General features: G+C 61.4%; 27 protein-coding genes and 1 pseudogene. 15 read left to right on the top strand and 13 right to left on the bottom strand.

The features are described from left to right. The first annotated feature begins 351 nt into the window (after positions 1 to 351). Together EHO51_RS18130 and EHO51_RS21270 are read left to right on the top strand one after the other, a co-directional pair. The gene (locus EHO51_RS18130) at positions 352 to 786 is read left to right on the top strand and encodes a hypothetical protein (protein WP_124740272.1); all 435 of its coding nucleotides are present in this window, start codon (positions 352 to 354) and stop codon (positions 784 to 786) included. Between the two features lie 543 nt (positions 787 to 1,329). Then, complete coding sequence (locus tag EHO51_RS21270; RefSeq protein ID WP_281024524.1) at positions 1,330 to 1,452, top strand: hypothetical protein; 123 nt, start codon at positions 1,330 to 1,332, stop codon at positions 1,450 to 1,452. Between the two features lie 130 nt (positions 1,453 to 1,582). Here EHO51_RS21270 and EHO51_RS18125 read toward each other — a convergent pair whose 3' ends face one another. Genes EHO51_RS18125 through EHO51_RS18100 form a run of 6 tightly spaced genes read right to left on the bottom strand, consistent with a single transcriptional unit; the run spans position 1,583 to position 5,576 of the window. Beyond that, a complete protein-coding gene (locus EHO51_RS18125) occupies positions 1,583 to 2,491 on the bottom strand; it encodes a DUF7146 domain-containing protein (protein ID WP_124740271.1) in 909 nt (302 codons plus the stop codon). Positions 2,492 to 2,493: 2 nt separating this feature from the next. After that, the gene (locus EHO51_RS18120) at positions 2,494 to 3,072 is read right to left on the bottom strand and encodes a thermonuclease family protein (protein ID WP_124740270.1); all 579 of its coding nucleotides are present in this window, start codon (positions 3,070 to 3,072) and stop codon (positions 2,494 to 2,496) included. An 8-nt stretch (positions 3,073 to 3,080) separates the two neighbouring features. After that, the gene (locus tag EHO51_RS18115) at positions 3,081 to 3,848 is read right to left on the bottom strand and encodes a hypothetical protein (RefSeq protein WP_124740269.1); all 768 of its coding nucleotides are present in this window, start codon (positions 3,846 to 3,848) and stop codon (positions 3,081 to 3,083) included. A 20-nt stretch (positions 3,849 to 3,868) separates the two neighbouring features. Next, a complete protein-coding gene (locus EHO51_RS18110) occupies positions 3,869 to 4,591 on the bottom strand; it encodes a hypothetical protein (RefSeq protein ID WP_124740268.1) in 723 nt (240 codons plus the stop codon). A gap of 44 nt (positions 4,592 to 4,635) precedes the next feature. Next, positions 4,636 to 5,247: a hypothetical protein gene (locus EHO51_RS18105; protein ID WP_124740267.1), complete on the bottom strand. Its 612-nt coding sequence runs from the start codon at positions 5,245 to 5,247 to the stop codon at positions 4,636 to 4,638. Continuing rightward, entirely contained in the window at positions 5,247 to 5,576 is a 330-nt protein-coding gene (locus tag EHO51_RS18100; RefSeq protein ID WP_124740266.1) for a hypothetical protein, read from the bottom strand. The genes EHO51_RS18105 and EHO51_RS18100 overlap by 1 nt, the downstream gene beginning before the upstream one ends. A 149-nt stretch (positions 5,577 to 5,725) precedes the next feature. Here EHO51_RS18100 and EHO51_RS18095 point away from each other — a divergent pair, with 149 nt between their 5' ends. From EHO51_RS18095 to EHO51_RS18040, 12 genes are all read left to right on the top strand, one after another. Then, a complete protein-coding gene (locus EHO51_RS18095) occupies positions 5,726 to 6,568 on the top strand; it encodes a lytic transglycosylase domain-containing protein (protein WP_245435022.1) in 843 nt (280 codons plus the stop codon). Further along, positions 6,565 to 6,882, top strand: a complete 318-nt coding sequence (locus tag EHO51_RS18090) for a TrbC/VirB2 family protein (RefSeq protein ID WP_124740265.1) — start codon at positions 6,565 to 6,567, stop codon at positions 6,880 to 6,882. The genes EHO51_RS18095 and EHO51_RS18090 overlap by 4 nt, the downstream gene beginning before the upstream one ends. Continuing rightward, a complete protein-coding gene (locus EHO51_RS18085; RefSeq protein ID WP_124740264.1) occupies positions 6,882 to 7,172 on the top strand; it encodes a type IV secretion system protein VirB3 in 291 nt (96 codons plus the stop codon). The genes EHO51_RS18090 and EHO51_RS18085 overlap by 1 nt, the downstream gene beginning before the upstream one ends. A gap of 9 nt (positions 7,173 to 7,181) precedes the next feature. After that, positions 7,182 to 9,617: a VirB4 family type IV secretion system protein gene (locus EHO51_RS18080; protein ID WP_124740263.1), complete on the top strand. Its 2,436-nt coding sequence runs from the start codon at positions 7,182 to 7,184 to the stop codon at positions 9,615 to 9,617. Further along, positions 9,607 to 10,275 (top strand): hypothetical protein, encoded by a 669-nt coding sequence (locus tag EHO51_RS18075; RefSeq protein ID WP_124740262.1) that lies wholly within the window; start codon positions 9,607 to 9,609, stop codon positions 10,273 to 10,275. Before EHO51_RS18080 ends, EHO51_RS18075 begins: the two co-directional genes overlap by 11 nt. A gap of 12 nt (positions 10,276 to 10,287) precedes the next feature. Next, a complete protein-coding gene (locus EHO51_RS18070; protein WP_124740261.1) occupies positions 10,288 to 11,004 on the top strand; it encodes a type VI secretion protein in 717 nt (238 codons plus the stop codon). A gap of 200 nt (positions 11,005 to 11,204) precedes the next feature. Next, complete coding sequence (locus EHO51_RS18065; protein ID WP_124740260.1) at positions 11,205 to 12,299, top strand: type IV secretion system protein; 1,095 nt, start codon at positions 11,205 to 11,207, stop codon at positions 12,297 to 12,299. 5 nt (positions 12,300 to 12,304) lie between these two features. Next, entirely contained in the window at positions 12,305 to 13,102 is a 798-nt protein-coding gene (locus tag EHO51_RS18060; protein WP_124740259.1) for a virB8 family protein, read from the top strand. Continuing rightward, the gene (virB9, locus tag EHO51_RS18055) at positions 13,099 to 13,947 is read left to right on the top strand and encodes a P-type conjugative transfer protein VirB9 (RefSeq protein ID WP_124740258.1); all 849 of its coding nucleotides are present in this window, start codon (positions 13,099 to 13,101) and stop codon (positions 13,945 to 13,947) included. The genes EHO51_RS18060 and virB9 overlap by 4 nt, the downstream gene beginning before the upstream one ends. A 16-nt stretch (positions 13,948 to 13,963) precedes the next feature. Beyond that, on the top strand, positions 13,964 to 15,307 hold the full coding sequence (virB10, locus tag EHO51_RS18050) for a type IV secretion system protein VirB10 (RefSeq protein ID WP_245435020.1): 1,344 nt from the start codon (positions 13,964 to 13,966) through the stop codon (positions 15,305 to 15,307). Positions 15,308 to 15,347: 40 nt separating this feature from the next. Continuing rightward, positions 15,348 to 16,256 (top strand): P-type DNA transfer ATPase VirB11, encoded by a 909-nt coding sequence (gene virB11, locus EHO51_RS18045; RefSeq protein ID WP_245435041.1) that lies wholly within the window; start codon positions 15,348 to 15,350, stop codon positions 16,254 to 16,256. A 15-nt stretch (positions 16,257 to 16,271) separates the two neighbouring features. Beyond that, positions 16,272 to 18,692, top strand: a complete 2,421-nt coding sequence (locus EHO51_RS18040; protein ID WP_124740256.1) for a type IV secretory system conjugative DNA transfer family protein — start codon at positions 16,272 to 16,274, stop codon at positions 18,690 to 18,692. A gap of 50 nt (positions 18,693 to 18,742) precedes the next feature. On the opposite strand, the pseudogene EHO51_RS18035 reads toward EHO51_RS18040, so the two are convergent. From EHO51_RS18035 to EHO51_RS18015, 5 genes and pseudogenes are all read right to left on the bottom strand, one after another. Further along, positions 18,743 to 18,949: pseudogene (locus EHO51_RS18035) on the bottom strand (zincin-like metallopeptidase domain-containing protein); the annotation flags it as partial. A 40-nt stretch (positions 18,950 to 18,989) separates the two neighbouring features. Next, positions 18,990 to 19,904 (bottom strand): ArdC family protein, encoded by a 915-nt coding sequence (locus EHO51_RS18030; protein ID WP_124740255.1) that lies wholly within the window; start codon positions 19,902 to 19,904, stop codon positions 18,990 to 18,992. A 188-nt stretch (positions 19,905 to 20,092) separates the two neighbouring features. After that, the gene (locus tag EHO51_RS18025; protein WP_205789028.1) at positions 20,093 to 21,646 is read right to left on the bottom strand and encodes a hypothetical protein; all 1,554 of its coding nucleotides are present in this window, start codon (positions 21,644 to 21,646) and stop codon (positions 20,093 to 20,095) included. Between the two features lie 77 nt (positions 21,647 to 21,723). Next, complete coding sequence (locus EHO51_RS18020; RefSeq protein WP_124740254.1) at positions 21,724 to 22,287, bottom strand: SOS response-associated peptidase; 564 nt, start codon at positions 22,285 to 22,287, stop codon at positions 21,724 to 21,726. A 15-nt stretch (positions 22,288 to 22,302) separates the two neighbouring features. Beyond that, on the bottom strand, positions 22,303 to 22,809 hold the full coding sequence (locus EHO51_RS18015; RefSeq protein ID WP_124740253.1) for an invasion associated locus B family protein: 507 nt from the start codon (positions 22,807 to 22,809) through the stop codon (positions 22,303 to 22,305). A gap of 141 nt (positions 22,810 to 22,950) precedes the next feature. Here EHO51_RS18015 and EHO51_RS18010 point away from each other — a divergent pair, with 141 nt between their 5' ends. Then, positions 22,951 to 23,253 (top strand): hypothetical protein, encoded by a 303-nt coding sequence (locus EHO51_RS18010; protein ID WP_124740252.1) that lies wholly within the window; start codon positions 22,951 to 22,953, stop codon positions 23,251 to 23,253. A 180-nt stretch (positions 23,254 to 23,433) separates the two neighbouring features. Here EHO51_RS18010 and EHO51_RS18005 read toward each other — a convergent pair whose 3' ends face one another. Next, the gene (locus EHO51_RS18005; protein ID WP_124740251.1) at positions 23,434 to 23,733 is read right to left on the bottom strand and encodes a type II toxin-antitoxin system RelE/ParE family toxin; all 300 of its coding nucleotides are present in this window, start codon (positions 23,731 to 23,733) and stop codon (positions 23,434 to 23,436) included. Continuing rightward, positions 23,730 to 24,011, bottom strand: a complete 282-nt coding sequence (locus EHO51_RS18000; protein WP_124740250.1) for a type II toxin-antitoxin system ParD family antitoxin — start codon at positions 24,009 to 24,011, stop codon at positions 23,730 to 23,732. Before EHO51_RS18000 ends, EHO51_RS18005 begins: the two co-directional genes overlap by 4 nt. Between the last annotated feature and the right edge of the window lie 92 nt (positions 24,012 to 24,103).

The following is a 24,103-nucleotide window of genomic DNA, read 5'->3' as shown; positions in this document are numbered from 1 at the left end:
GCCATGTAGCACGTTCCAAGCCGACAGAAACGCGCTTCCAAATCAGCGGCCTCGCTTCGGACGCAACGCCAGGCGCGAGCAAGGCAAATCTAATAAATTGGCGCCAATTTCCGAATTGGCCTTGGCAGCCGCGCATCAATCTAAGACAGTGCGCGGGCGGTGTCGTGACATTTCCGGGGCAAAATGATCGTCGGCGGGCCAAAGCGGTCGCGTAAGGCGGGTAAAGCGGGGGCTAAGAACCGGGGAGATCGACGACGCCGACTAATGGTCGTTACGATCGCTGATCGGCTTGAATCGCCCCACCTCGCAAACCTTTCAAATCGCCTGATTGCGGAACAAGCGGCAAGCGGCTTGTCGAAGCCGGAATTCGCCGAATTCGTCGGCATGTCAGGGTCGCAATTTCGCTATGTGCGTCGCCGGCTCGGCAATCCGTCCCTCACGATGTTGGCGGAAATCTCGAAAAGGCTTCGCGTGCCCTTATACGAGTTGCTCGAAGGCAAGCCGGTTGGCAAGCGTAAGAACCCCTCCGGTCCGAAAATGATCGAGACGATCGGCGCTGTCGTGAATCAGCGTTTCCGCAAGAGCGGTTTGACGAAACAAGACTTCGCAAAGTTTCTGAACGTTTCTCTGCCGCAGCTCTATCTCATCACCGATTGCGTATCGAACCCGTCGCTACTGGTGCTCGTCGAACTCGCGGAACGATTGGAAATCAGCTTGTGGGAATTGCTTGGCGTCGAGCCGCCGCGCAAACCCGCAACTGTCGCCAAACGAGTTGCGCCGCGCTAACGCCGTGGTCTTAAGGGCAGCGCCCCTTGCGCGGCTTCTCAGACACGAGCGGGAGTCGAACGGGCGCCGCAGTTGGAGAGGCCGGGGATAAGAGCGCAAGCAGAGGAGGAGAAGGGGGCTTTCGCAGTTTTTTGTTATCTGATGAAGGTGACAAAATGACCCTGGCTGCGTGAAAACTACATGCCCAATTTAAACTCAGTCGAAAATGGCCGCTCTCAGCGGAATCTTTTGCGATTTTCCTCGTTCCGATTGGTGTGATGCCTCGAAAATTCATTGATCTTTTTCAGTGAAGCAATCTCCGCTGAGTTTTTACACAACCAAGACCCATAGCGAACCTTCCCATGTTTCTGGTCGAGCTACGGTGACGCCCGGACTTTCGCACAAATCTTTTGCACAAAATCCGCCCAGCTTTCCATCTCGCCCTGCGCGAAAATGGCGAAGAGGTCACCCTGATCCCGCCGGCTGGGGCGACCCGCCAAGCGGTCCCGACTGCGGCATAGGCTCGTAGTTCCCCTCTGTTGTGAACCGGTATCGCGCGAATTCGTGAGCGAATTCATGGAAGTGCCGGATCGCTCTCGCGAGAGCTCCACCGACGGCGGAGCTTTCCTGCTCGGCGAGACGGGCAAGGCCATCTCCCTCGTTGCGCGGTTCGGCGCATCGAAATGACCCAACCGCAACGGGAGAAGTCAGGCAATCGCCGCGCCGATCGGCGCCGAGATCCCATGTCGAATAACGCAGCGGATCACACTCGCAGGGCAGCTTGCTGGAAGGTCCCGAAGTGGCGCCAAGCGGTCGCTCATTCCTCAATGATGCGTTTCAGGGCTTCGGCCCGGTCGCCCGCAACAGCCTTGTAGAGCTTGTCGAAGTCCTGGCCCTCGGCGGCGCAATAGCGGATTCGGATTGTGATTTCAGGGTGCGCCCCGCGCCGCTCGCGCGCGGCTGTAAGGCCGGGCCTATCGTTGTCGGCGTAGATGGTGAGCCCGGTTACGGTCTCAGGCCAGATGACGACGCCGAAACGATCGACGCCGAGCGTGGACCATACAGGTTCGCCGAATAGGAGCTGCGCGGCCCAAGCCTTTTCGAAGCCCTCGGCTATGCCGAGCGACGCCTCGACCGGAGCGAGTCGAAGCATCGACGCCCCAAGCGGTCCGATCGCGCGCCGGGGATATTCAACGTCGGCTTTGCGACGGCCGCCCGGATGCAAGAAAGTGAGTTGAACGCCGACGATTTCGCGTGTCGGCGCTTGAGCGGCGGCGACAAGGCAGGGCAGGGCGCTATGTGGCTGGTTCCTGTCGTAGCGATAGGATGGCAGGAAGCGAATAGACGCCGGCGGTTTATTCGGTAGGCCGCGCTCGCGCAGGAAGTTCTCGCCGATCGTGCCGGGAACGCCGATCGCCGATCGCCAGAGACGACGCGCATAGGCGCTGGTTGTCTTGGGCGCCGGCTTCTCGTTGAGCGGCGGGCGAACCGTGATTTCGGCGCGCTCATTCGGGTCCTTGGCGTTGATCGCGGCAATCACATCGCGCGGATCGCAGCCGGCGAAGCAATGCAGAATCACACCCTGATTGCCGTCATTGACGCTGAGCGACGGGCGCTTGTCGCCGCGCTGCTTACCGTGGGTCTCGACCGGGCAATGGCAGAGGTAGCCGCGCCCCTCGCGCCGTCCTCCAAGGACCTGGGCGACGGCGTGGGCACTCGCAAGCATGGCTATTGCGGTCGAGCTGCGCGCGCCGCGTTCATCAAAATCATCGACGGATGCGGCAGATCGGACGCCGACCAAAGGCCGCGCTTCGCCCTGGAAGCCTCACTCTCCGCGACGGCATATTCAAATTTCGTTGGCCTGCCGGTGGCGTCGGTCGCCGCGAAGGCGAAGCCCTGCGTGATAAGCACGGTTCCGAGGTCGAGTATGTTGCTCCCGATATGGACGGCGCAAACCGAGAAGATGACTGGTGGCACGCCAGCCTGGGCAATAGCAGCCTGCGCAATAGCAGTGCATCGAGGCTTCGCGTCGCGAACGATCGCAGCGAGATAGGCGAGCGATGCCTCCCCGCAATCGGTGCGGACCTTGGCCGAGTTCGTGAAAAACGTCCCCCGAATGCAGCTTTGAACGCCATAGAGGCGGAAAGCCTGACCGTTCGTGGACCAGCTGTCTCCCGTCTCAAAGGTGACGCCGGACTGCGGAAAGTCAAACACGGGGAGCGCAGGCGGTGTCTGCGTCTGTGCGCTGCCGACCGCGGGGAGCGCCGTCGATGCGATGACGAGGGCGAGTCGTACTACGACGCGCATGACTTTAATCAAGCCAGATTTGGGGGAAGTTGCACGGGCGCATTGCCCGGCGTCGGCGGAATGACGCCGTTCGGGGTCGTGCCGTTGCCGGGGCACTCAGTGCCGCCATTGTTTCCGCCATTACCCGGTTTGCAGGTGGCGGCTGCTTGGTTGATCTTGCTCTGGATCGCGCCGCCCCAAGAGCAAATCGACTGGTTATTTCCGTCGAGGTTTGCGGAACCGTTCGCGAGGGTCGCATTTGTTGCCCGCACACCGCCATTGCCCGCAGTCGGACACGCGCCGCCGTGTGACTGCATGGACGCGATGTCGTTTTTGCAGATAAGCGGACCGAACTGAAAGCAAGCCATCAACATTCCTGATGTGACGCGAGTTCCGCCGATATTGCCGTTGTTGGCGAGCGTCTGATAACCGCCTTGCGTGTTCGAATTGCCGACCTGTTGCGCCCATATGCAAACCTGTTGCTGCATGGGGAGGTTCAGATATTGATCCGAGGAGATCCCGGTGCCGTTGAGATTACTCCGAGTAAGCTGCAGAACGCCGAAATTGTTGCCATTCGACTCGCACGTGTTGCCGCCGGACTCCGCCATCGCCGCGCCGCCAAAGTTACAGGCGTTGTCCTTCAACGTGTCGTTCGCGCTGTCGCACTTTTTGAGAGCGGAGGCGATATCGGAGGCTGAGTAATCGGAGTTCGAGCATCCCGACGCCAGAAAGGCGTTGACCGGCGAGTTCCCCGCGGCGGCGAGCAAGGCGAACGTAATATAAGGGAAGCAGCGCATGTCGGTCCTCGCGAAACGGCCTATTCTAGATTGATGCGAATGGGCAGGGCGGTTTGCTGGCCGTCGGAAACATCGGTGAAGGTGAGCGCCCGCGTCGCGGGATCGAATGATGCGATCGTCATGTACCCTGATTGCGCATTCGTCTTGGTGCCCGTCGCGTCAGGTTGGAATGACACCACAAAATTGGGGACTTCCTGTATCAGTCGTGGCGTGCTCCCGCTTATTTCAGCGATCCGAGCCGGGCACGACAACGAATGTTCTAGACCTGTATTTGCGCATTGATGATTGAGGACTGAAACCACATAAACGCGCCTGTCGACCTTAAACTGCGTTTCGTATACGAGCCCCGTAAGCCCGATGTTCGCGTCCGGCGCAGCTGCTTGGAGATGCTTGCGGCCCGAAAGCAGCGCGGGCAGTTGATCGGACCAGATTCGTGTTTGCAAATTGCTCGTCGTTAAGCTGAAAGATTCCGCGAAAAGGCGATGTGATTCGGGTTGCTGAGCGCCGGCGGTGAACGGGATCAAAAGCGCGATCACGCTTGCGGCACTCATGACGACCTCCTTCGCATAGCGAGCCAATGCGATGGATACGGCGTGACGGCGCGGCGGCGTCAAAGGCGCGAAGCGCCGACAGAAAATCCGAGCGTCCGCTTGCGGAGCCGGATTTTGTGATTGACGGTCATAGCCGCCCGCTCGCGCCATCATCCGCATGGTCGATCGCGAGGGAATGGCGATGTGCTTCATGGCGTTGCTCCTTTTCATCAGCAGCTGACGGCGCGTTACCGCGTCTAATTCTCCGGGTGAAGCGGCACGGATTGAGCGCAGCGGTCGATCTCTTGATGCGACACAGTGTAGCGCAGGCGAATCGAGCGTGACGGAACATCATAAGCCGCGTAGGTGACAGTCGCGGTCGAGTCCTCCGCCGGCGCGCCTGGCGTCTTCTCGACAAAGCATGCGGCGCCGTCGATGACGCTGTAGCTGTTGCTTTGGAACGTCACAAGACGCGACGGACAAACCTTGATCCGGATACCTTGTGTCGGCGACGGATATTCATCGGTGCACAGATAGGGCGTACTGAGCACGCTAAGGGCGACAAGTTTCGTCTGGAAATTGATCGAAAAATGCCACTCGCTGGCGCCGCGATTGCCAACAACGATGCTCATATTGAGCAGCCCACCAGGATTGATCGACGCCGACTTCTTGTTGCTCTCGTCGAGCCGGTCCTGCCAAAGCGAGGCGTATGATTCTGCTTCGCCTAGAGGGAAGAGAAGGTCCGAGTAAGCTACAGGACGCCACGCGCCGGGGTCGGACGTATAGGTCTGCGCGTGCGTGACCGATAAGCAACACGCGCCAAGGAACATTGCCATCGTTGCAAAGTAGCGAACCGACGTCGAAGTCATTAGGGGCGCTCCGATCGGGAGCGCTTGACAAGAGAAAACAAAGCTTTTGAAAGGCGATAGACAGCGTAAAGAAGCGCAAACGTCGGCAGCGCTATAAACAACGCAACGGCATTGCTGCGCAAGGGCGTCTGAACTTCCGGAAAGAAGACGGCGTTCAACAGATATTCGATCGGAAAGAGAATCCAGCCAACGACTTGTAGGGGCTGTGCATCGAGCCATGCCACAGCCGCAATTGCGGCGGCGATGGCGAGCGTGACGGCAATTCCGAACAAGCTGACGCCAGACAGTTCCGCGTCGTAGTAGTGATTATTTTCGCCTTCATTTCTCATGAAACGCCCCGCCTGACTGGTTGTCGCGCGCGGTCGCGCAAGCGCGCGCCGGAACGACGCGCCTCGAAAGCTTCATAGCGCAATTTTTGAAGGTTGCCAATTTATTAGAGGCACGTTACAGGAGAGGCGACTCCAGGGGGAGTTTCGCCATGCGGAAACTTTTGCTGCCTGCTGTGTGTTGCGTGTACCCAGTGTTAGGCGCCCAGGCCCAGAACAACGGCGCGCGCACAAGCGCGCCGGCCGCTGTGATCGCGGGAGCTGAGGATGTGCGTCAGGAAGCGCCGACCAAAGTTGTGCCTGAGAGGTTCCGGCGGCTCGTCGCCGTTGACGCAGCACAATCGGACGTCGCCGTTGCTCAGCCATCCGCCAAGCGGCGTCAGGCGTCGAACGACGCGGCGCTGACCGGCGAGAGTGCTCTCGCTGAGCGTTGTGAAAGCGCGATGGACGACGCGAGCCTGCGCGATCTCGTCGCGCACGAGGCGTCAAGCGTCGGCGTCGATGAAAAACTCGCCCTCACGATTCTTTCGCTCGAATCCAATGATGGAGCGGACCTAAATTCGCGCAAGGGCGCACGCGGCCCCATGCAGCTGATGCCGGACACAGCCGCCCAATATGGCGTTCGCGACATATGCAACCCTGCTGAGAATGTGCATGGGGCGATGCTCTTCCTGAAAGACCTCAGCGCACAATTTGGCGGAAATCTAATGCTGATCACCGCCGCCTACAACGCCGGGCCCGAGCGGGTTTACCAATCACGCGGCGTGCCCGCAATCGCAGAAACAGTGCGCTACGTCGCGAAGGCAACCAACAAATATTACGGCCTCGAAGGGGTTTCGACGCGGCAAGCCGGGGGCGTGGCCAAGCAATCCAGATTCCACGCGCCGTCCGTTCAAGAAGCTTCGGAGAGACCCAGGGCAGACGCCAAAGGACAGCAATGGATCGGCGGCTCGGTGCTTTACGTCAGCAGCGACGATCCGGGAGAACAGAAATGAACGTTGGGAATGGGCGCGATTGGCTGTTGCTGAGTTTGATTATCTGCATTGCGATTGTCTCGTGGAGCGACACGGCGCTGGCCTCATCCGCAACCTTTCAGCCGCTCAACACCGCGCTGTCGAGCGTCCTCGATTTTATGACTGGGACATTCGCGACGACGGCCGCAACAGTCGCCGTGGCGGCGGTCGGCTATCTCGCGCTCACATCGCGGATTCCGTGGGGCTGGGCGTTTTCTGTCGTCATCGGCGTCGCCCTGATCTTTGGCGCCGCGCAGGTTGTCACGTCGCTCACCGGCGGGATGGGCGGACGCTGATGGCTTCGGGAAGGCCCAAACTGGACCCTCTCATTGGCGGATTGACACGGCCGCCGATGATGCTCGGCGTTCCCTATGTGCTGTTTGTTCTCGAATGCTGCGTTGTCGTGCTGATCTTCATCAACACGAAGAATCTGCTGATGTTCCTGCTGTTTCCGCCGATCCATGCCGTGGCCTATGTGCTCACGGTTCGGGACAATCGTTTTGTCGATGTGATCCTGACGCGCTTCGGCAAGTGCCCGATTACCCGCAATCACCGATTTTGGGGCGGCGACTCCTATCAGCCGTAAGGTGGCGATTTGGCGAAACTCGCAAAACACATTCTGCGGTCTTTGACGTTCGGTGGAATCGAGGCGAAAGAAGCCGCGATTGCGAAGCATATTCCCTATCTCCGCCACGTAGAGGAACAGATCGTCAAAACCAAAGACGGTCATTTCCTCATGGTCGTGAAAATTGGCGGCTTCTGCTTCCAGACGGCCGATCAAGCCTACATCGACATGCGGCTCTCAGCGCGCAACACGCTGCTCCGGGCGATGAACGATAGCCGCTTCGCCGTCTATTGCCACACAATCCGCCGGGAGGTCACGCCGGAAATCGGCGGCGCTTTCGACAACTGGTTCTGCCGGGAGCTGGATCGCCGCTATATGGCGGGACAGGGGAAAAGGCGCATGTTTGTCAATGATCTCTATGTTACGATCATTCGGCGCGGCTTCGTCGGCAAGGTCGGCATGGCGGAGAGGGCCGCGACTCTGTTTCGCAAAGGCCTCGGCGTCGACGAAAAGGATATCGAGCGCGAGGCGATCCGCGAACTGAAAGACACGACGGCGAACTATTGCAAGGAGATGGCGAGCTATGCGCCACGCGCCCTCGGCTGCGTGATGCGGGGCGGCGTTGTTTGTTCCGAAATCGCCGAGTTTCTGGCGATGCTTATTAATGGCGGCGCGCCGCTGAGTCTCGCGCTGCCGCGCATGCCGCTCGACACCTACCTCCCGACAAAGCGCGTCACCTTCGGAAAAAAGGCGCTGGAGCTGCGCGGCGCCTCATCGGCAGATACGCGGTTCGGGGCCATGCTCTCAGTTCGCGAATATCCCGCCTATACGGGGGCGGGGATGCTCGACGGGCTGCTGCGCATTCCCCATGAGCTGATCGTATCGCAGTCCTTCGCCCTCGAAGACCGCGCGCCAGTCATGACGCATCTTGCGAAGGTCGAGCGCCAGATCAAAGCCTCCGACGAAGCCGGAACGGATGTCGAGGCGGCGATCACAATCGCCCGCAATGAGCTGGTCACCGGCGCGACGGTGCTCGGCTACCATCATCTGACGGTCTGCGCGCTCGGCCGCACGATTCGCGAGATGGAATCCTGCGTGCAGGCTGCGACGCAGGAGCTGCAGAATTTCGGGACGATCATCGTTCGCGAAGACATGAACGCTGAGCCTTGCTTCTGGGCGCAGTTACCGGGCAATTTCGGTTATATCGCGCGCCGCTCGCTGATTTCTTCGCGTAATTTCGTCGGCTTTGCGTCGCTTCACAATTTCGCGGTCGGTCAGAAGGACCGGAATCGTTGGGGGCCGGCAATCTCGGTCCTGGAGACGACGAGCCAGACGCCCTATTGGTTCAACTTCCATCGACGGCAGGTTGGCAATTTTACCGTCGTCGGCCCGACCGGCTCCGGCAAGACCGTCGGGCTCGGCTTTCTACTCGCGCAAGCGATGCGTGTCACGCCGCGCCCGCGCGTCGCCTTCTTCGACAAGGATCGCGGCGCCGATCCGCTAATCCGGGCGATGGGCGGCTCCTATGACGTGCTGGCGCCGGGCGTGCCAACCGGCTTCAACCCGCTGCAACTGGCGGGGTCTGCCGAAGACCGCGCCTTTCTCCACGACTTGCTGAGCTTCATGGTCCGGCCACGCGATGGCTCGGACCTGTCAGCACTGCAAATCAAAATCATCGAACGCGCGGTCGACCAGATTTTCTCGATTCCCGCGCGCGAGCGCCGGTTTTCCGACGTTGCGCAATTGCTGCGCGGCGCCGAACGAATGGGGCAGGACGATCTCGCGTCGCGCTACGACGTCTGGACCAAGGCGCGCGGCTGGCTGTTCAATAATGACGTCGATCGCTGGTCGGCCACAAACGGCGTCTTCGGCTTCGACATGACGAAAGTCCTCGAAGACGACGATATTCGCACCGCAGCGCTCGGCTACATTTTCCACCGCATTGAAGCGATGATGGATGGCGCACCCATGATGCTGTTCATCGATGAGGGATGGAAACTCCTGACCGACGACAAGTTTGCGTCCTTTCTCAACGACAAGCTGAAAACCATCCGTAAGCTCAACGGCATTGTCGGATTCGGAACGCAGTCGGCGAGAGACATTATCCAGTCGCCCATGGGGCACACGCTGCTCGAACAAACGCCGACGAATATCTTCTTCCCGAACGCGAAGGCGGATCGCAGGAGCTATGTCGAAGGCTTCAAACTGTCGGAGCGCGAATTCGATTGGGTTCTCAACACCCACCCCGACTCCCGTCAGTTTCTGATCAAGCATGACCAGGACTCGGTCATTGCGCGCCTCGATCTGTCGGACATCCCGGATTTTGTGAAAGTGCTTTCGGGCAATGTCGAGACCGTCGCCGAATGCGAGGAATTGCGCGCGCGGGTCGGGAATGATCCGCGCATCTGGGTGCCCATCTTCTGCGATTGGACCGAAGCCCGAAAGGAGGTCGCCGATGCGGCTTAGTCTTCGCGTCGCCGTGGCCGGTTGCTTATGCGCCGGCGCGGCGGGCGCGGCCGTGCCTGTCGTGGATCCGCCACGCGAGGGGACGGAGAAGAGCATCGCGGACTGCATGAAGAAGGCGCGGGTCTATAAGGACCAGACGCTCGAGCCGTCGAACGGGATCACCAAGAGCCACAAGACGCCGGGGTCGGCGGCCGGCTCTGTGCCGTCGACGGCCGGCGCCGACGTATCGGGCTCGCACGCCAATGCGTCCGGCGGTTCGCTTTCCAATATGGATCTGAGCAATCTGACGCCGGCGCAGCCGGCGAATGGCCCGGCGGCCTATACGCCGCAGTCCCTCAATCTGAAGGCGTCGGCGCAAACGGTTTCATCGCTGCAACAAATGGCGCCAGCGCTGGCCTCGAACACGTCGGATCAACGCTACGCGTCGCTGGCGATCGGCGCGCTGCCGCTCGCGCAGGGCGCATGGGACCAAAACAGTCAAGCGAGATCGAATAATGGCGCGCTTTGGAACCAGCTGATTATGGCCGGGCTTCTGACCACGCAACTCGTGAATCAGCGCAACGTCAATGTCACAGGCGGCAGCAGTTACGCCGCCAATATTTTTAGCTTCGACCCCGCACGGGCGACATTCGTCGAGCCGCGTGTGTCGCCTCAATAGGGGAGCGCGATTATGAAGACTCTGCTTTTCATTTGCCTCGCATTACTCGCCGGCGCCGGCGCCGCCCATGCGCAAATGGCGGTGCATGACAATCCAACATTTATGCAAGCGCAGCAAACAGCGTCGCATACGGCGCAGATCATGAACTCGAATGAGAAAATATTGAACACGGTGAACCAGACACTTGCCGCCGTCACCGGAAACCGCTCAACCGGCTCGCTGTCCTCGATGGGCCTTGGCGGCGGCTTTCAAATGTCGAGCGTGCCGGAACTGGGTTCGCTTCTTGGCGGCGGCGGCCTGTCGATGAACGGCCTCGGCTCCTATGGCGCGCTGGCGTCGGATATCATCAACGGGCTCAATCTTGTCAAAACGCTCACCGGCGGATCGTCCGCCGGGGCGCCGACCGATCAAGCCTATTCGGGCGCGGTCAACACCTCCGCGGCGGTCACAGCGGCGGTCGCGGGCGGACAGGCGGCTTCGACCGCACGCTCCTCCGCCTTCCAGGGCGCGCAAGGCCAGATCGGCTCCTCCGCCGACATCAAGGCCTCGGTCGATCAAAACTCGCAGATACAGACGCAGACGGGGCTGACGATCAATGAGCTGATCGGCTCCGTGAATCTCACCAACGCGTCGCTCAATGCGCAGCAACAGCAGGATCTGGCGGCGCAGTCGAAACTCTCGAACATGATGTCGTTCGATGCGTCAAAGGCGACGCTGGTCGGGCAGTGAGAAAGGGCGGGCGAATGCGGCGATGGTGGATAAGATCGGCGCTTGTCGCCGCCCTGGCGGTCGGGACGGTTGCGCTTTCGTCCTGCGCGCACAGGGATTTGATTGCGCCCTGCACACGCGACAGCTGGATGACGTTCGGGGCCGCCTATGCCGATGACTGCGGGCCGATGCGCCCGGTCAATCGCTGAGGCCGCGCCACAATGGATATGGTGACGCAGCTCTTCCAAAGGGTCGACACGATCGCGGTCAGCGCCATTGAAGTGATCTACGATTCGATCGCAACCGAGCTGCTTCCGGTCTTCACCGTCGCTTTGACGGCTTACATCGCCTGGTGGGGCTATGAAATGGTCTACGGCCGCGCGCCGCTGACAGCGGGCGCGTTTCTGTGGCGAATTTTTCGGATCGGCCTGATTTACGCCGTTGGCTTCTACTGGAGCGACTTTTCGACGCTCGTCGTCGAGGTGTTTACGAAGACGGCGAACGGAATCGCGACGGCCATTTGCACGGGAACGGGAGGAACGTCGTGTGGCGCGCCGGAAACGACCGTCGCGGCGCAGCTCTCGAATTTGTTTTCAACCGCGATGCAAGCGGCAAAGGTGATCGCCGCTTCCGGCGGATGGGGAGCCGCAATCGGACTTTCGCTAATGGCGATTGTCCTGGTTCTGCTCACAGTGATTTTCGTGGCGCTCGCGATCACCTACGTTTTGGTCGGCAAGATTGCGCTCTTCATTCTGCTCGGGCTCGCGCCGCTCTTTATCGCAATGGCGCTATTCGAGTTCTCGTCGGCGCTCTTTTCCGGCTGGCTGCGGACCTGCGCCCAATACGCAATCGTTCCCGCGATCGTCTACGGCGTCCTGGGCTTCCTGCTCGCCCTGATGACCGCGACAGTCAACAATCTCGGCGGGATCACAGATGTGAGTTCGGGTCTGACGGTGATCGCGCCATTTCTGATTTTATGCCTCGTCGGATCGTTCATCTTGCCGCTGTCCCTGTCGATCGCCGCATCGATCGCCGGCGGTCACGCGCTGCACAACGCCTTGCCAGGGACCGCAATGCGCGGCGTGAGAGATTATGCCTATTGGCGTATCGCGCGCGGCTGGCGAAACGGCGGCGGCGCGCGGTCGGAGCCGCCCGCGCTCCCGCCCCCACATGCAACCATAACCCAAGGGGCGGCGACGATTTCGCCCGGGGCGGGCAGTCGCGACTTTTCCGCCGATCCACGCGCCGAGCAAGTGGCGGGCGCGCTGATCGAAGCCCGCGTCGCGCAAGCGCGCGCCCGAAATCGTGAAGGCTGAGGCAGATGCAAATCGAGGCGGGAAAGGGGGTCGACCAGCCCCTCGTGAACGAGTCCTACTTTCACGACGGCGCGCGCTGGGAGCGGGATATTTACCGGCGTCTCGAGATTTCAAGAAATGTCTGGCGCGTCGTCGCGGTCGCGGCGCTCGTCTGTCTTGCGATCGGGCTGCTGACCCTGCTGTCGCTGGTTCCGCTCAAATCAACCGAAGTCGTGACGTTGCTCGTCGACAAGGCGACGGGTTTTGTCGAGGTCGCCAAACCGCTTGAGGAGGGCGGCCCGATCTCGCAGCGCGAAGCGGTCACGCAAGCGAATATCGTTCGCTACATCCGCGCCCGCGAAACCTATGATCCCCCCGCGCTACGGGACAATTTCGAGCTGGCGTCGCTGCTCTCAGCCGGACAAGCCAGCAAGCATCTGCAGGAAGCCTTTTCGCCGAACAATCTCCATAACCCGGTCAAGCTCTATGGGATCGGCGGCCGCATCCGCGTCATCATCCATAGCGTGAATTTCCTGTCGCAAGGATGGATGGAAAACCCCAAATCGCCAGCGACGGCGGCGGTGCGCTTTACCACCGTTCGCACAAGCGACCGCGAGAGGATCGAAGAGCACTGGGCCGCGAATGTGCGCTTTCGCTACACGGCGGAGCCAATTAAGAATGAATGGCGTTGGGACAATCCGCTGGGCTTTCAGGTGATCGAATATCGGAAGGACCAGGAGACGGTCGCGCCAATTATCGGCGCGGCCCCGGTTGCTACGGAACCGCCTCAGGTCGCGCCGGTGACGGGGGCGCCATCGCAATGAGAAAGATTTCTATCCTCGTCGCTATAGCTGCGGCTAGCGCCGCGCCAGCTTTCGCCGAACAAGCGCCGCGCGCGGTCATTCAGGACTCGCGCATTCGAACGGTGCCGTTTCAACGCGACAATGTCGTCGTGGTCCATGGCGCGCTCGGCGTCTCGACGATGGTCGCGTTTGGCGACGATGAGCGGATCGAAACCGTCGCGATTGGCGATTCCGTCGGATGGCAGGCTGTGCCTGACCAATCGAAGCGGTTTCTCTTCATCAAGCCGCTCGAGCCCCACGCCGTCACCAATATGAACGTCGTGACGCGCAAGCGCATTTACAATTTTCTCCTGCGCGCCGTCGATAATCGGGCGTCGGTGGTGTTCAAGGTCCGCTTTACCTATCCCGATGTCGAAGAGGATCAGCGTCTCTTGGCGCTAGCGAAGGCAAAAGCCGCGATGCCCAATTATCGCGCGCTCATGTCGCGGCCTGGCACGAACTTCGATTACAGTTACAAAGGCCAGGTGACGGCAAAGCCCGATTTTGTCTTTGACGACGGGATCAAGACCTATTTCCGGTTCGGCGGTGAGGTCCCGGCGATCTTTCTCGTGAAACCCGATCGCAGCGAAACGCTCGTCAATTACCTCCGCGAAGGCGAGATTATCGTGGTCGATAAGGTCGCCGGGCAATTCACCATGCGTAAGGGCGACGAGACGGCCTGCGTGTTCAATCTGCGCGCCGAGTCCATGCCGGAGCCGGCCACGCAGGAAGCCGACGTGCAGCCGCAATATCAATCCGAACACGCGCCGCAACCGTTCTGGACGCAGATTTTGGCGCCGGCGCAGGCCGCGTCATCGGCGCAATAGACGGAGCGAAACCGACATGGCTGCGGATTTCGATGAGGAGGGACGCCTCGCAGGCGAAACCATCACGCGCCGGTCGTCCAATCCGGGGATGGCGCTGGGCGCGCTTTTCTTCGCCCTCGCCGTGCTTGTCCTCGGCCTGTTCTGGTATGCGTCCGCGCGCAAGCAGAACCGGCCGCAAAATGTAGCCGAAGAAGCATTCGCGACGGCGAGGTTGCAGCCGGGGCTCGGCTTCAACGCGACGCCGGCGCCCGCGCCGCCTCAAAACAAATTCGTGATCCCGCCGCCGGTCGTTGTGAATGATCCACCGCCCGCGCCGAAGGCGGAACCTTTCGACGATAGCGAAGCGAAGCGCCTCGCCGAACTGGAACGACTGCGTAAGGAGGCGGAGGCGAAAATACAGGCGCGTCTGCGCTCGCCGATGCTGATCGTCAGCGACAAGGAAGGCCTCACGAATGGCGATCCGTCAAAAGTGACGGCCGAAGACAAGGAGGAAGATCCGCATCGGCGATTTCTCGCGAATTCCGAGCATCAGGTGACGAAGGCTTACGCGGAAGAGGTCAGGCGGCCTGATGCCCTTGTCCCGCAAGGCTACATGATCCGGGCGACGCTGGAGACCGCGATCCAGTCTGATCTCGCGGGCATGGTGCGGGCAATTACAACGGAAGATGTCTATTCCTTTGATGGCCGCCGCGTTCTGATCCCGAAAGGAACGATGCTCACCGGCGAATATAAATCGGGTCTCGCCTATGGGCAGACGCGGGTTTTCGTCGTGTGGACGCGCATGCTTCGCGCGGATGGCGTGTCGCTGATGCTGCAATCGCCGGGAACGGATGCGCTTGGGCGTTCGGGACTGACGGGCGAGGTCGACACGCATTTCCTGCAACGCTTCGGCAGCGCGACCCTGCTGACGCTGGCCGGCGGGGCGGCGCAATTCGCGTCAGCGCTCGGCCAAAACTACAATCAGTATCAGGGCCAGCAATTCGTTCTCGATCCGGCATCGGGAACGCTGATCCCGCTCAATGCGGTGTCGCAGGGGCAAATCCTGCTGAACGCGCGCCAGATCGGCGCGCAAACGGTCGCGCAGAGCGTCACGCGCATGGCGCAGGAAGCCTTGCGCAACGACATCAAGGTTCCGCCGACAATCCATATCGACCAGGGAACGCCCGTGATCGTGTTTGTAAAACGCGATCTCGATTTCTCCGATCTCTACCCCGATCCTGTGAAAGAGGCGTTGTATGAACTTCGTCACCCCAAGAAAGCCGCAGGCGGCAGAGGATGCGACGCGCCCGCTCTGGGAGACGCTGCCGGTCTACTTCCGCGAGGCTGCGCGTCCGATTCAGCGCTGGTTAGAAGATATTGACGTCATCGAAATCTGCGCCAACAAGCCGGGCGAAGTCTGGGTGGAAGCGCTCGGCAAGCCGCATATGGAGCGTTTCGACGTTCCTGAACTGACCGAGGAGGCGATCACGCGGCTTGCAACGCATGTCGCGGCCTCGACGCAACAATCGGTCAATTCCTCAACGCCGCTGCTCTCGGCGGCGATGCCGCATGGCGAGCGCTTTCAGGGGGTGCTGGCGCCGGCGACGCCCCATGGCGGCTCCTTCTCAATCCGCAAACAGGTCATCGCCAATCTAACACTTGGCGATTATCAGGCGCGCGGCGCGTTCGACGGCGTCAAAGTCCGTGGTCCCAGGACGTTTGAGGCCGACGAATACCCGGAAATCGAACGGGAGCTTGCAACTCTCTTCAAGGATCATTCGCCGGACGGTATTCGACGCGCGATCGAATTTGCGGTCGTCAACCATGTGACGATGATTATTTCGGGCGGAACGTCGTCGGGGAAGACGACGTTTCTGAACGCGCTGCTCAAACATGTGCCGGAGACGGAGCGCGTCGTGTCGATCGAAGACACGCGCGAACTGAAACCGCCCCAGCCGAATTGGCTGCCGCTCGTCGCCTCGAAAGGCGGGCAGGGACTCGCCGATGTGACGGTGCAGGAGCTGCTCGAAGCGAGCCTTCGTCTTCGGCCCGATCGGCTGTTTCTCGGCGAGATTCGCGGCGCGGAAGCCGCGACCTTTTTGCAGGCCGTGAATACCGGGCATCCCGGCTCGCTGACGACGCTACACGCCGACAGCGCCTATGGCGCGTTTCAGCGGCTGGCGCTGATGACGCTGCAATCCAATCTGAAACTGACCAAGGCCGAAATCATCGAGTATGTGCGTTCGGTGGTGCCGATGGTGATTCAGCTCCGCCGGCGCCCGACGCGCGGCGTCGCGGAAATTTATTTTCGCGGCTATGGCGGCGAGTAACGGAAAGGGCGAGTCATGCGGGCTCTCGCCTATGGGATCATCGGGCTGATCGCCCTTGCCTGCGCCTTCTTCGCGTGGGAGGCGTCCTTCGCGGCGCTTGTCGGCCTGCAAACCAAGTCCTGGGAGTTGTGGCGACGCGTTTTCCACGGCCTTGAGATCGTCTTGCCGGCGGAGGTCGTCTATCAGCAATGGGCTTCTCCCGTGGTTCAGCAGCTCACGACCAAAGCCATTCTGGGCGGGCTGATCGCGCTGGCCCTCGTGACGCTCGGATTGGCGCAAGTCCTGGAGTCGCTCGGCGGGGCGCGCCAGCCTTCCGGCGGCGCACGGCTGGCGACAGAACGCGATTTGCGCAAGGCGGGACTGCTGAACGGCCGGCCCGGCTATTCGGTCTTCCTCGGCCGCTTCAATGGCAGGGACGTGCGCTATAGCGGCGCCAGTCACATTTACGTCAACGGCCCCACGCGCTCGGGAAAGGGCGTCGGCTTTGTCCTGCCGAATGCGATCGAGTGGCGCGGCGCGCTGATCGGGCTCGATATCAAACGCGAAATGTGGGATCAGATCGGCGCGGCGCGCGCCGCGCTGGGGCAGGACGTCTTCATGTTCTCGCCGGGCTCTGCGCGGTCCCATTGCTGGAATCCGCTCGATCTCGTGTCGCCATGGCCGGAGCGCGCGACCGATGTCGCCAATATCGCGCATAGCCTGATTCCGCTACCGCAATCAGGCGATCCCTATTGGGCGGAAACCGCGCGCGGGCTGTTCGCCGGTCTCCTGGCCTATGTCCTCGACGCGCACGAGCCCCCGATCGAAGGGCGCACGATCAAGGCGGCGCTGAGAATGTTCAGCCGGGGCCGACCGCTTGTCGCGGAAATGGCGAATATTTTGGCGAATGAGCCCGGGCTCAACACGTTCGTTCAGGACAAGTTCCGCCAGCATATCAGCCGCGAAGAAAAGCAGCGCCAGTCGTTCGAGTCGCACATCGTCACGGCGCTTGAGCCGTGGAACAACAGCCTGGTGGATGCGGCAACAAGCCGGTCGGACTTCAACATTGCGGAGCTGCGCCGCCGGCCGTTCACGATCCTGATCGGAACGCCCGTCGGAAACTTCGCGGCCGTCGAAGCCGTCGTGCGGCTGCTGGTCCAACAGGTTCACGACGTTCTGCTGCGCAATCTGCCCGGTCTCGATGAGCCGCATAAGCTGCTGCTGATGCTCGATGAATTTTTCCAGTTCGGACGCATGCCCGAAATTGTCGACCGCGCGCCGCTGGTCGCCGGTTACGGCTTTCAAATCGCGGTGATCGCCCAAGGCTTGACGCAGCTCGACGTGCGCTATGGCAAGCCAACGCGCGACATGCTCATCGGCAATATGGACGTGAAACTGCTCATCGGCGTCGGCGATGAGACGACGGCGCGCTATTGCGCCGACGAATTGGGAAAGCACTACGTCCGCCGCGAAGGATGGGGCACGTCGGTCGGGGCCGGTTTCGGCGGATCGCAGGGCAGGGCGACGCGCACGACGCAAGGAAGGTGGGAGCTGGAGCCGCTGATGACAAGCGAGGCGATGCGCCGCCTCGATGCGACCAAGGCGGTGCTGCTGGTGCGCGGGGAATATGGCGCCGTCATCGACAAGGCGCATTTCTTCAAGGAAACCAGGTTCAGACGACTGCTCGAGGCCGCCCGCGGGTTCGCGTATCGGATCGCCATTCCTGACGTGAATAACGCCGGCGGCGGCGCGGTCGAGGACGTCGACGCTGGCGCGCCGGGCGGCGTCAAGCATCTTGTGGCGAAAGATCGTGTCATGCGAGAAGCGCGCGCGCTCTATCTCGACGCTGCCGCCTTCGAGGCGGCGTTTGTGCACGCGATGACCGAAGCCGGGAACGGCGCCACAGCGGACCTGCTGAATGTGCTGCGGATTGACCCGACGCGATTTGGCGAGCTGCGCGCAAGGCGAAAGGGGATATTCGCAAACGCCCCTTCATCCGATGCGGCGACAGCCGCTCTAAGGCAGGAAGTCTATTCGGCGCGTCGGTTGTTGAACGATGAACGGGCTCAATTTGCGCCGCCACCCGCAATGTCCGCGGGGACCACGCAACTGGCGCCATCTCCTGTCGCCACCGCGCCCATTGCCAGCTCCGGGCCGATACTCGAACCGGTGATCGGAAATGGCGCGCCGTCCAGTGACAGCGGCTTGCCTGAGACTCCCGCGTTGCGCATTGGCGACGACATGCTGGCCCGGTTGAATGACGTAAAAAGACAATCGGACATCGCGGCTGAAGTCGTGAAGTCGGCCGCGACGCGCGCCGCGAAAGATGACGCAGAGAAACTCGGCGCGCTTGTGGACACGCTGAGTGTTCAAGCCGAGTTGTTCATTGATACGCCGATGCCCGACGATCTGGCGGCGCTGACCACGGCTGTGGAAACAGAGACCGTAGAGCAATAATCGAATGGACGTTCTACGCCTGCATGAGGGCTGCGTTGAAATTCCGCCGATTATTGCGATGCGCCCTGCGGGTGCTCGCCTGCGAGGGTCGTCAGATAATTCGCGGCCTGCTGCGCCTTGGAGGCGGCGGTGAAGATTGCCTTCTTGTCCGCCTTGAGGACGCTCAGCCAGTTGGCGATGTAGCTTGCGTGATCGGGACGAAGCTCCGGCGTAACGCCCAGATCGGCGCAGAGGAACGCGGCGCCAAGTTCGGCTACTTATCCTGACAGTCAATCTGAAATGACGCGAATCCCCGTCTCATGACGGGGCCGCATTTGCGTGAGACTGCTGCGCGTGCATCCAATCGGCGGCGGCCTGCGCCTTGCTGGCGGCGGTGAAGATGGCGCGCGAATCGTTCTTCAGCGCCTTGAGCCACGTAGCAATATAGGCCGCGTGCTCGGCGCGCGGCGTATGGGCGATCCCGAGGTCGGCCATGATGAAACTGCTCGTCAGTTCGACGATGATCTCGTCCAAGGCGTATTTGTCCGAACCGAAACGGCCGGTGAGGTCACGATCGAGGCGACGCTTTGCGCCGGTCGCGTGTCCGGTCTCATGACCGAGACAGCTGTAATAGCAGGCGGCGTCGATGAAGCGCTCGAATGGCGGCATGAACACCGTATCGATGTCGGGACGATAGCAGGCTTCGGCGCCAATGATGATCGGAATGTTCAGCGCTGCGAAGAAAGCGTCGGCGCATGCAATACGCTCTGACTCGGAGAGGCGCGGCAAGTCGGGCGGCATGTAGTTGTCGACTTGGCTTGCGTTGAAGACGCTATAGCCTCGAGCGAAGAATCGCGGGCGATCCTCGCGATCGCCGTGATCAGATCGCTCGGCGCCGTCCGACTCCGCGTTGGCGTGATCACCCTTGCGCATCTCTTTCCAGAACACGACGGTCGTGGCTTTCTCTCCCTTGCGGACCTGGCAGCGGAGCTGCGACCATTGCTGATAAGTGCCCCAGACGCCGCTCGTATAGCTGGCGCGACGGGCTGCGGCCCAGAGCGCCAGGATGTTGACGCCGCGGTAGCTCCTGTCACAAGCGACATTGCGCGGACGGGCGACCGAGCCGCCGTCGTGATGCCAAGGCATGCGCCATTCGCCGGCGTCGGTCTCGATGGCCGCGACGATGTCGGCCGTGATGCGAGTGTAAATGTCGCTGCGCTCTGATGCGGACATGATGTGATCTCCGTTTGACCGGGGCCAGTCCCCGGCGGCGGAGCGGTCAAGCGCCGTGAAGAGCCGGCGCCCGCACCGAAGGCCGAAACGCAGTGGAGGATGGCGTCAGCCGTTGCGGGCGGCGGCGCGCGGCGCAACCGCCTGCGCCGAGCCATGCCGGGGACAGGCCTTGTCTTGCGGAGTTCTGTTCAGATCGCAGAAGGTCGCGACGACGGAGCAGCAAGCGACGACGTCGCGGTTCTCTCGAGAACGGCGTCGATGCGTTCGACGTCGCGCCGGAGCGCGGCGCGTTGCAATTCGGACAGGCGTTTCTCGCGCAGCAACATTTTGGCGTCTTCGACAGCCTGCACCCAGACCGGTCGATGACGACTGGCAATGCAGGAGTTCGGGCAACGATCGGGACGGCAGTGGGCGATGGCCGGCGCGCTGCGTTCGGTCTTGCCATTGAGGCAAAGCGCCGTCGCCGAATCGAAGAAGCAATCATTCAAACCGCCGACGTAGAGCGTGCGGGCGACGTGAGCGAGCATAGCGCGGACGCGAGCGGGATCGGCGATGTGACCGGGCAACGGATTGAGCTTGTCGATGGCCTGTTGCAGCTCGCCGGTGACGCGCGCGGCGGCTGGGCCCGTCAACGCTTCGCCGGCGCGGCGCCGCTCGAAATATACGAGAATGTCGTCGAGCTGGCCAAGGGCGCGCTCCCGAGCGACTTCATTGCGGAAGCCGGAGCGGCTGGAGCCGGCGTAGCCTTCGTAGGCGGCGATGCCGGCGTGCTTGTATTGGATCATGCCCGCAACGGTTCCAAACGGCCGGTTGGCGATGTGCCAGGCGACCGTGCGGCGGAACTGCCGCGTCGTGATCCGCCAGGGCTCGCCGTCGGGGCCAGGCGGCACGATCGGCGCCTCCGGCGTGGCGAACTGCGCGTTGAGGTGATCGCGAAAGGCGTTGAACTGTCGCACAATCTCGGCGGAGATATGCGCCTTGTGGCTCCGACCGTCGTCGAGGACGCGCCAAAGCGTGTCGCCGCCTTGGCGACGCCGGATATGTTGCGTCAAGCACTCCAGAACAGCGATGGCCTTGGCCACAGGCTCGATCGTAATCCAGCTCTCGGGCTGACCGCGGATATCGCGCCGTTTATAGACGACGCTGTTGATCGCGTAGCGCTCGATGAGCGCGTCCTCGCTGCGCCCGACATTTAGACAGCCGACGCGCATGGCCTGAACCTCGCAGTCGCGCATGCCGGTGAGATATGCGTAGAGGATATAGCATGCTGATTGCAGCATGCGCTCTTCGAGGAGCAACGTCTTGGCGTCGAAGTGCGGTCGCCATGGTCTGTCTGTGTCGGGGTCTATTGAGACGCCCGTGTCGATGCCGCCGGTCTCGGCGCCAACCTCCGTGATTGCGTCGAGCACAAGGGTTTTTGTCGCCATGCGGAGCAAGACGTGTTCGGCCGGCTCGGCCTGTGCGTCGACGCCGATGTGCATATGGATCAAGTGCGCGTTGATCGGCGGCGTATCGGCGCCGGTGACTGGATCGTTGCGGATGACGCCATTGTGGGCGGTCGTCCAGATCGGCACGCCGCGGCCGGCGCCGCGCAGCTGCTCGATATAGGCGGTGAGGCGGTCGTGTCGGCGTTGTCGGCGCATGGACTCGGACAAAGGCTTGTCCGCTGCAATGAGCGCATTCTGGCGTTCCCGCAGCGCCTCGATCTCGGCGCGCGCGGCCAGGATATCCCCGCGCGCCAATTCGGGTTTGAGAGGCGACTTCGCGAGAGCAAAGCTCGCACCGAACAAAAGGGCAAGAGCTACGGAAATTGCACACGTCACGGGACTACGGCCGCAATGGGGTCGACAAGCGATGCATCGTAGTCGCCAATGCCTGCCTTGTTGACGTGGATGGATACCATCCATTCCTGTAACGAATCTTCCGGGGGCGAACGCAGTAGCGCGCCCGGATCATCGCCGCGCATCCATGCGTTGGCGTCGCGCCAGTCGAGGATGATGGGCTGGCGATCATGGAAACGGTTCATCCAGTTGTTCGCCGCGCCAACAATAATTGTTGCCGATGTGAGAGGCTCGCCCGTGTCAGGATGCTTCGCTTGCTCCCACGATGCGGCGAAGGCGAGTGGTTCACCAGACCGCGCCAAAAAATGGTGCGGTGTCTTCGCCCCCACTTTGCCCGTCCACTCGTAAAAGCCCCAGGCGGGAATGATGCAACGTCGCGTCTTGAATGCCGTTCGGAACATCGGCTTTTCGGCGACTGTCTCCGCACGGGCGCTCGTCGGCGCGATGTTGTAGCGCGGCGCGAGGTTGCGTGGCCGCCCGATCAGATCGGCAAGCCTGTGTAACTCTTCCCATGAAAGGCGCTGTGTAAAACGGCAGCACATGACGATGCTCGCAATTTACTTCAAAGCTTTATATCCGTCAGCGAAGCCGTCGAGTGAGAGAACATGCCGAAGCCCTTCGCCAGGACAAATGTAGATCGTGATGATGATATTCTTGCCGGTCAGAAGCTTGCTGATCACATCGTCGCTGATCGCCCCTTCCGCGGCGCAGCCGATCGGCGCACACTTGAAGAAGGGAAGCTTGCCGATCTCGTCCTGATCGACTTTCATCCTTGCGCCTTCGAGCAGGAACGTGTCCAGCGGCGCGACGATTTGAATGACAACATTGGGGCTTGCCGGAATTTTGGCAAAGGTGACCATGACTTGCACATTTGCTTGATCATCAGACCGAACCGCTTGCGCCAGGGTGCATGAAGGTTTCGCAGGCGCACATCGCATCTGCCAGGCGCCGAATTTTGTGATTGTCGCCTCTTGCGCGACAAGTGCGTCGCCGGGACAGGTCATGAGCGCCGAGACGATCGAAAGCAGTCGAATGAACCGCATAGTTTCAGGCACAACGCTCATAATCTGTAGTCTCGTATTGAACGGCGCGGCCCGCGCAGAGGAGGCGGAGCTTCCCCTGAACCCGGCCGTGACGCAAGCGACGATCACCGACACGGTTTGCGTTCCAGGCTGGACCAAGAGTATCCGTCCCTATGTCAGGAAATGCGGATCATAAAGGCCGAAATGCTCGCCGCGATCGGTGAGTCGCACGAACACCGGAACCAATATCAACTCGATCACAGGATACCGCTGGCGCTCGGCGGCGCCACGATCCATCGGCGGAACCTTATGCTGCAGCCGGTGGCGCTCGCCTTGGAAAAGGACGCGATAGAACGCTGCCTTGCCGTTGCGGTTTGCGATGGCAGGCTCGGTTTGGACGAGGCGCGCGCGGCGATTTGGCGGGACTGGCGCGCCCCAGGCGCCGTGTGCGAAACGGCGGCGGGCAATCCGGGCGCTTTCGACTGAGGCAGCCATGGGCTGACATTCACTACTGCATGTCGACGATGTCGACGAGCGCTATGCGGATGATCCCGTTGTGGGCGCGTGCGGCCGGCCAAAATTCTGCCCATGCCGCCGCTATTTCAGTTTTGCTGGTGGTCGCGATGTCGCGGAGATGGATCTAGTGAAGCAGATAGGAGTGCTGCGTCAAAGGGCGTCTTCCCAATTGGCGCCACCATAGAACAACCGCAGCACAACGACGCGCTCGGCCTCAACCGTAAAGGCGACCGTGACGCGGCGCTCGAACCCGATGATGCGCAGCCCGGGCCGAATGTCGTCGCGACGCATTCCGCGCTCAGAGGCGTAATCAAGACGGTCGCAGAACGCCCGCAACCTTTCGACATAGGCAAGCGCCCGCGTTGCGCTGCTCACTTCAGCTATCAGATCATAGAGCCATCCGAAATCTTCGTCGGCTTGCAGAGCGTATTCGACTTCCCGCCGCTTCACATCTCCCCCTTCAGCCGGGCCGCGTGACGCTTGCGGATATTATCGAAGAGCTTCTCGCTGGACAGCGTTCTATCCGGGTAGGCTTTGATCTCGTCATAGGCCGGGGCGACTTCGTCGCGCAGCCAGCGCTCCACGGCGGCGTCGCGCTCCTGTAGGGCGCGAAGGCCAGCTCGGATCACCTCACTGCCTGAGGCGTAAGAGCCCGAGGCGACGAGCTGGTCGATGAAGGTGGCTTGCTCTGTGGGCAAGCTAAATGTACGCTTTTCTGTGGCGGACATGGGATGCGCTCCTTACATTCTGGTATGAATTTATCATACCATCCGCAAAAATCCATATTTATGAACCAGTCTGGACGAACGGCGTCGAAGCC

The sequence above is a fragment of the Methylocystis rosea genome (genome assembly GCF_003855495.1).
Classification (GTDB): Bacteria; Pseudomonadota; Alphaproteobacteria; order Rhizobiales; family Beijerinckiaceae; genus Methylocystis; species Methylocystis rosea_A.
The sequence above is the reverse complement of the archived record's forward strand: the minus strand, read 5'-3'. Positions and strand labels throughout refer to the sequence as shown.